This is a genomic window from Streptomyces shenzhenensis (genome assembly GCF_021462265.1).
Lineage (GTDB): Bacteria > Actinomycetota > Actinomycetes > Streptomycetales > Streptomycetaceae > Streptomyces > Streptomyces shenzhenensis.
Map to the genome: position 1 here is coordinate 1 of NZ_JAJONF010000109.1, position 6,009 is coordinate 6,009.

Below are 6,009 nucleotides of genomic sequence, written 5' to 3' on the forward strand. Positions count from 1 at the left end.
CCCGGAGTTCGGCTACCGCTTCCTCGCCGACGAAGCGCGCGGCGCCGGGGCCGTGATGGCGGACCGCACAGCATGGCGGATCTGCCGGGACAACCGCTGGTGGAGCGTGTCGGCAAGAAGCATGGCAAGGGCAGGAAGGCCGGCCCACCGGTACACGACGACCTGGTCCGCCGTGACTTCACCGCGACCTGTGCGAACCGGCTGTGGCTCGCCGACATCACCGAGCACGATGCCGGGATCCTCCGGAAGTTCGTGGACGGTCGAAGTACGCGTCAACTGGCCCGAAGACCGACCGCCAGCGTCAGTTCAAGGACCCGGTGTGGCGATGCTAGATCCGGAAACAGCTCCCGCAGCTGCGACATCCGGTACCGGACTGTCTGGGGATGGACGAACAACGCCGCCGCCACCTCGTCCCGCCTGCCCTGGTGCAGCAGCCACGCCCGCAACGTCTCCTCCAGCCGCCGTGCGGTCGCGACAGGCAAGGTGCGCAACGGTGCGAGGGCTCGGACACGCAGGTCTGCGAACGCGTCCACGTCGGCGCTCAGCACCAGCTCGGGCAGGTGGTCCTCGGTGTCGCGGATATCAGAGGAGAGGGAGCGCGCGCGTACGGCTCGTGCGTACGAGGCGGACGCACGAGTCCATGGCCGGGCCGGGCCGACCACGGCGGTGCGGTCGGTCAGCTGCCGCAAGAGATGTGATCGGTCGGAATCGGGGACGAGCAGCACACCGGTGGCGTCCGGCAGATCGTCGAGGACGAGGGTGCTCGGGTCGAGCGCGCGGTAGGCAGGCCGGGCCTGGGCGGCGGGCAGCAGGACCGCCGTCAGCGTAACCGGAGGCTGCCATCCGGCCCGTTGAGCAGAGGCCAGCAGCACGTCCGGGCTCGCGCCGGCGAGGAGGTCGCGGGCCAGGTGTTCCAGGTGGCGCTCGTGGGCCCTGCCCCGGGCGGCCAGTTCGTCGGCGTGGCCCGCGGCGCTCGCGGCGGAGAGCTCGTCGATGTAGGCGAAGGTCAGCTCGGCGAACTTGGCGACCTCGGCGGCGGGCAGACCTGCGGACACGGCGCCCGCTGCCAGGCATCGCCAGGCCACGCGGGCGCCGACGCGGTAGGCGCTGAGCAGGGCGTCCATCGAACGGCCGTCGCGCACCTCGCCGCGGCCCAGCTCGTAGGCCGCGTCACCGCCGTCGCCGCCCGTGGCGTTCCCGCTCGCGAGGTCCAGGTAGTGCCCGAGGGCGGTGCGAACGGCTCGGCGGATGGTGCCGCCCATGCTGCCCGAAAGGGCGTTGGCGTAGGGAGGGACCTCGTCGATGATCGCCTGGACGACCTCGTCGGCGGTGGTCTTCAGCGCGGCCCGAAGTGCGGTGACCGTCGTCTCATCCAGGGCCAGTTCGCTGGCCCTCTGGGTTACACGACTCACGTTCTTATTCCCTGCGAACAATTCCACCCACCAGATTCACGCCCTACGGTCAGGACTTTACGCCCTGAGACGCAGCAAGCTGGAGTCATGACGAGTGCAGCCCTTCGCAGCAGGGCGTGGAAACTGCTGGAGATGGTCACGACGCCGCTGCTGCCGTCGGACTACCTCGACCTGGTCAGCCCACTGCGTGCGGGCGCTGACCTGCGGGGGCGCATCGAGGCCGTGCACCCCGAGACGGATGACGCCGCGACCATCGTGATCAGGCCGGGACGGGGCTGGCGCGGCCACACGGCCGGTCAGTACGTGCGGATCGGGGTCGACGTCGACGGGGTGCGCCTGTGGCGTGCCTACTCCATCACCTCGCCGACGAACCGCCAGGACGGCCGCGTCACGATCACCGTGAAGGCGATCCCGGACGGCAAGGTCAGCAACCACCTGGTCCGCAGGGCGAAACCGGGCACGCTGATCCAGCTCGACCAGGCGACCGGTGACTTCGTGCTGCCGCAGGCCAAGCCCGCCAAGGTGCTCTACCTGACGGCCGGCAGCGGCATCACACCCGTGATGGGCATGCTGCGCGACACCGAGTTCAACGACGTCGCCATGGTCCACTGCGCGCCACGGCCGCAAGACGTGATCTTCCGCAACGAACTGCACGACCTGGTCGCGGACAAGAAGCTGCAGCTCACCGAGGCGCACACCGACACCGACGGCATGCTCGACATCACCCGTCTCGACGAACTCGTGCCCGACTGGGCCGAGCGCGAGACCTGGGCCTGCGGACCCGCGGGCCTGCTCGACGCCGCCGAAGAGCACTGGAGCGAACACGGCGTCCCAGAGCGCCTGCACACCGAACGCTTCCGCCCCAGCATCGTCGTCGCCGGCGACGGCGGCGAGGTCACGTTCAGCTCCACCGGCAAGACCCTCGACGCGGACGGCGCCACGCCGTTGCTGGACATCGGCGAGGAGGCCGGCGTACTCATGCCGTCCGGGTGCCGCATGGGCATCTGCTTCGGCTGCGTCACGCCGCTCAAGGCGGGCGCCGTCCGCGACCTGCGCACCGGCAAGATCACCGAGGCCGAGCCGGGCGTCCTCATCCAGACCTGCGTGTCCGCCGCGGCGGGCCCCTGCGACATCGAACGGTAGGAGCACCTTGACCGCCATCGACCCCACCGCCCACCTGACCGCGGAGCAGATCGAGGAGCTCGGCCGCGAGCTGGACGCGATCCGCGACGAGGTGATCGCCGGCCGCGGCGAGAAGGACGCCGCCTACATCCGCAAGGTCATCTCGGCGCAGCGCAAACTCGAGCTGGTCAGCAGGGGCGTGCTGCTGTTCTCGATCTTCCCGCCCGCGTGGCTGATCGGCACCGCCGGTCTGTCCGTGGCGAAGATCATGGACAACATGGAGATCGGCCACAACATCCTGCACGGCCAGTGGGACTGGATGCGAGACCCGAAGATCCACTCCACCACCTGGGAGTGGGATCACGTCTCGCCGGCCGACCAGTGGAAGCACTCGCACAACGAGCTGCACCACACGTACACCAACGTGATCGGCAAGGACAACGACCTCGGCTACGGCATCATGCGCGTCGACGAGGACCAGAAGTGGCACCCGTTCCACCTCGGCCAGCCGCTGTGGAACTTCATCAACGCCTGCTTCTTCGAGTACGGCATCGCAGCGTACGACCTGGAGCTCGGCAAGAACCTGCACAAGCGCCGCCGCAAGAACCCGGAGTTCCGCGCCCGGGCCAAGGCCGTGGGCCGCAAGATCCGCAAGCAGGTGCTCAAGGACTACGTGATCCACCCGCTGCTGTCGGGCCCGTCGTTCCTCACCACGCTCGCCGCCACGTTCACCGCGAACCTGGTCCGCAACATCTGGTCCCACTCGGTCATCATGTGCGGGCACTTCCCCGAAGGCGTACAGGTCTTCGAGCGCCGGTCGATCAAGGACGAGACGCGCGGCCAGTGGTACCTGCGCCAGATGCTGGGCTCGGCGAACATCAGCGGCAGCAAGGCCATGCACTTCATGACCGGCAACCTGTCGCACCAGATCGAGCACCACCTGTTCCCGGACCTGCCGAGCAACCGGTACGCCGAGGTCGCGGTGAAGGTGCGCACGCTGTTCGAAAAGTACGAGCTGGAGTACGTCACCGGACCGCTGCCCAAACAGGTGTTCTCCGCGTGGCACAAGGTCTTCCGGCTCTCGCTGCCGAACAAGAAGCCCGAGGTCAAAACGCCGGCCCGCGAGCAGGAGCTCGTCGCCGCCTGATCGTTCCAAGCGCCTGGCTCACGAACCCGAGGTCAGGCGCCCTTGTCCGTAGGCTCCAGAATCGCCACGCACTCCACGTGATGCGTCATCGAAAACATGTCGCATCACGCGGGAGATGAAAAATAACCAGGTCAGGCGGCATTTTACGGGCCTTTGCAAGGGTCGCCGGGGCCTCGGAGCGTCAAACGAGCGTCACAAACAGGAAGCGACCCGGCAGCCCCGATGGGCCAGGTAACGCCCCGCAGACTTGGGCGCCATCGGCACGGCACCCCCTCCACCCGTTCCTGGGTGCGCACCCCAGGACAGCCTGTTCGATGGCTGCCCCTCCCTATAGGTGCCCGGGCGGGTCGGTCAGCGAGAGAGGGAAGACCGGCCCGCCCGGGAGATCAGGGGCTGCGAGTCGGCTACAGGGCCACGTCACGTCTGCGACGACCTGGCAACGCGGTCGCGAGATCGTCACCGCCGAACGGGCGCAACTCGAGGGTCCGCTCCCCGAGTTCATCGAAGACCTCCGCCAGAGAAGGTGTCGACGCTCCGGATCCCGGGGACGGCCGTGTTCCTCAACCGGGGCAAGCAGACCGCGCCCCTGGCCATGCGGGCCAACGTCGAGCACAACCGCGTGCGCCACGACCAGGTCGTGATCCTCTCGCTTGAGACAGAGCCCGTGCCCCGCGTCCCGGCCGACCAGCGGATCGTCGTCGACGACCTCGGCTACGCCGACGACGGGATCATCCATGTCACCGCCCGGTTCGGCTACATGGAGACACCGGACGTACCCAGCACCCTGGCCATGCTCACCCCGGCCCAGACCGAAGGACCGTTGCACCTCGACCAGGCGTCCTACTTCCTGTCGAAGATCGATCTCCGGCGCGACAAGTCACCGACAATGGCGCCCTGGCGCAAGCGGCTGTTCATCGCCACCTCCTACATCACCGCCGACGCCGCCGAGTACTTCGGCCTTCCCCGCGACCGCACGGTCATCATGGGCTCACACATCGAGGTGTAGACGAACTCCAGCCGCTGATCGCCGGCGGAGCGGGCCTGAGGTGCACTACGCACGAAGTCCTTCGGGTCCGGGTTCGTCGCTGCCCGCTTCTGTCGCGCGGACGCTGGCATACCCAGCGAGCCACACCACGGCCCAGGTTGCCGTCGCCACCCGCCAAGGCACACCGAGTGGTGGCGCAGGAGGGCACGTGCCTGAGCCGCGCTTGGCTCCGAGTCGCCCAAGGGCCGGCACGTCGACCAGGCAGTAGACAGTGAAGGCGAGCCCCGGCAAGCATGCCCCAGGTCGCGTCCAGCGCTCTCGCGGCGGAGAGCTGAGGCGTCTCTGCAGGCGCCAGTGATCAGGCAGCGGTGGCAGGGCGTGAACTGCCGTGGAAGACCTGGCGGGTGTGCCAGTCGCGGTGAGCGGCGGCAACAGGGCTTGCGCCCGGTTGCGGGCCGATGAGCGGACGGCCCGCGAGCGCTATGACGTGCTCGCGGGCCGCGGGGCTGTGGCCGACGAAGCGTTCTGAGACCAGGATCCGGTGACCTCCCCCACTCTCGGCTTCGCTCGAGCGGGGGGACCCCCATCCGACGCCAAGGACACCCTTGTCGAAGAGCTTGTGGTGCAGTGAGCACAGGCACAGCCCGTTCTCGATCTCGTCGGGGCCGCCGAACGCCCACCACCGCCCGTGCGCGGCCTCGAGCCCGACCGGCACCGTGCCGATCCGGCGGTCGTAGCCGCAGAAGGCACACCGGCACTCGTAGGCGGTCAGCACCAGTTCAAGCATCCGCCGGTCCCGCTTCCTGCGCGCGGCCAAGAGGTGCTCCGTCTCCGCCGACTCCAGATCCAGACCGACCGCCTCGCACAGATCGGCGTGGAGCGAGGGCGGAAAGTGCAGGTCGAGCAGCAACCGGGCAAGCCTGCCGAGCAGTTCCGGTTCGCGTCGTAGTGCTGCCCGCAGGTCCGGCGCCAGCCGCCCCGTGGCACCCGTGTCCCGGAGATCCCGCACCCCGCTTCCGGGACTGCCGGACCCACGATCGGTGCGTACTTCCCATACTCCGTCGCTGACCAGGTGGTGGAAGGGGTAGGCGGGCGTCGTCTTGTTCGGCGGGCCATACTCGGTCAGCAGCCGTTGCAGGTCCTGCTCCACCGCGCTGTACCGCAGGTCGCTCTCCGTGTCCTCCTGGAACCGGCCGAGGGCGTACAGGAGTGGCTCGCGAGGATCTTTCCGTTGGGCGCGGCACACGAAGCGGCCCGGTCAGGCGCCGGGAGCGCCCCGGTCGTTCGAAGTTCCCGCTGTGGCTTGCGAGTTTCGGTCCCTTGATCGGCTACACCACTCGGCG

5 protein-coding genes are annotated in these 6,009 nt (G+C 68.7%); 3 read left to right on the forward strand and 2 right to left on the reverse strand.

Features of this window, described 5'->3' with window-relative positions; translation table 11 throughout:
• Positions 1 to 272: 272 nt before the first annotated feature.
• Positions 273 to 1,412 (reverse strand): PucR family transcriptional regulator, encoded by a 1,140-nt coding sequence (locus tag LQ326_RS46650; RefSeq protein WP_234545286.1) that lies wholly within the window; start codon positions 1,410 to 1,412, stop codon positions 273 to 275.
• Positions 1,413 to 1,499: 87 nt separating this feature from the next.
• Between LQ326_RS46650 and LQ326_RS46655 the strand changes: the two genes are divergently transcribed.
• From LQ326_RS46655 to LQ326_RS46665, 3 genes are all read left to right on the forward strand, one after another.
• Positions 1,500 to 2,555 carry a ferredoxin reductase gene (locus LQ326_RS46655; RefSeq protein ID WP_234545287.1) on the forward strand — a complete coding sequence of 352 codons (1,056 nt, stop codon included), beginning with the start codon at positions 1,500 to 1,502 and terminating at the stop codon, positions 2,553 to 2,555.
• A gap of 7 nt (positions 2,556 to 2,562) precedes the next feature.
• Positions 2,563 to 3,681: a fatty acid desaturase family protein gene (locus LQ326_RS46660; RefSeq protein ID WP_234545288.1), complete on the forward strand. Its 1,119-nt coding sequence runs from the start codon at positions 2,563 to 2,565 to the stop codon at positions 3,679 to 3,681.
• Between the two features lie 523 nt (positions 3,682 to 4,204).
• Positions 4,205 to 4,687: a KUP/HAK/KT family potassium transporter gene (locus LQ326_RS46665; protein WP_234545289.1), complete on the forward strand. Its 483-nt coding sequence runs from the start codon at positions 4,205 to 4,207 to the stop codon at positions 4,685 to 4,687.
• A 337-nt stretch (positions 4,688 to 5,024) separates the two neighbouring features.
• Here the strand turns inward: LQ326_RS46665 and LQ326_RS46670 are convergent, their stop codons facing one another.
• The gene (locus LQ326_RS46670; protein ID WP_234545290.1) at positions 5,025 to 5,912 is read right to left on the reverse strand and encodes a phosphorothioated DNA-binding restriction endonuclease; all 888 of its coding nucleotides are present in this window, start codon (positions 5,910 to 5,912) and stop codon (positions 5,025 to 5,027) included.
• Positions 5,913 to 6,009 lie beyond the last annotated feature (97 nt).

Bases quoted from the DNA above. Each gene is read 5' to 3' on its own strand.
- LQ326_RS46655 (WP_234545287.1), top strand. From the start codon at position 1,500: ATGACGAGTGCAGCCCTTCGCAGCAGGGCGTGGAAACTGCTGGAGATG.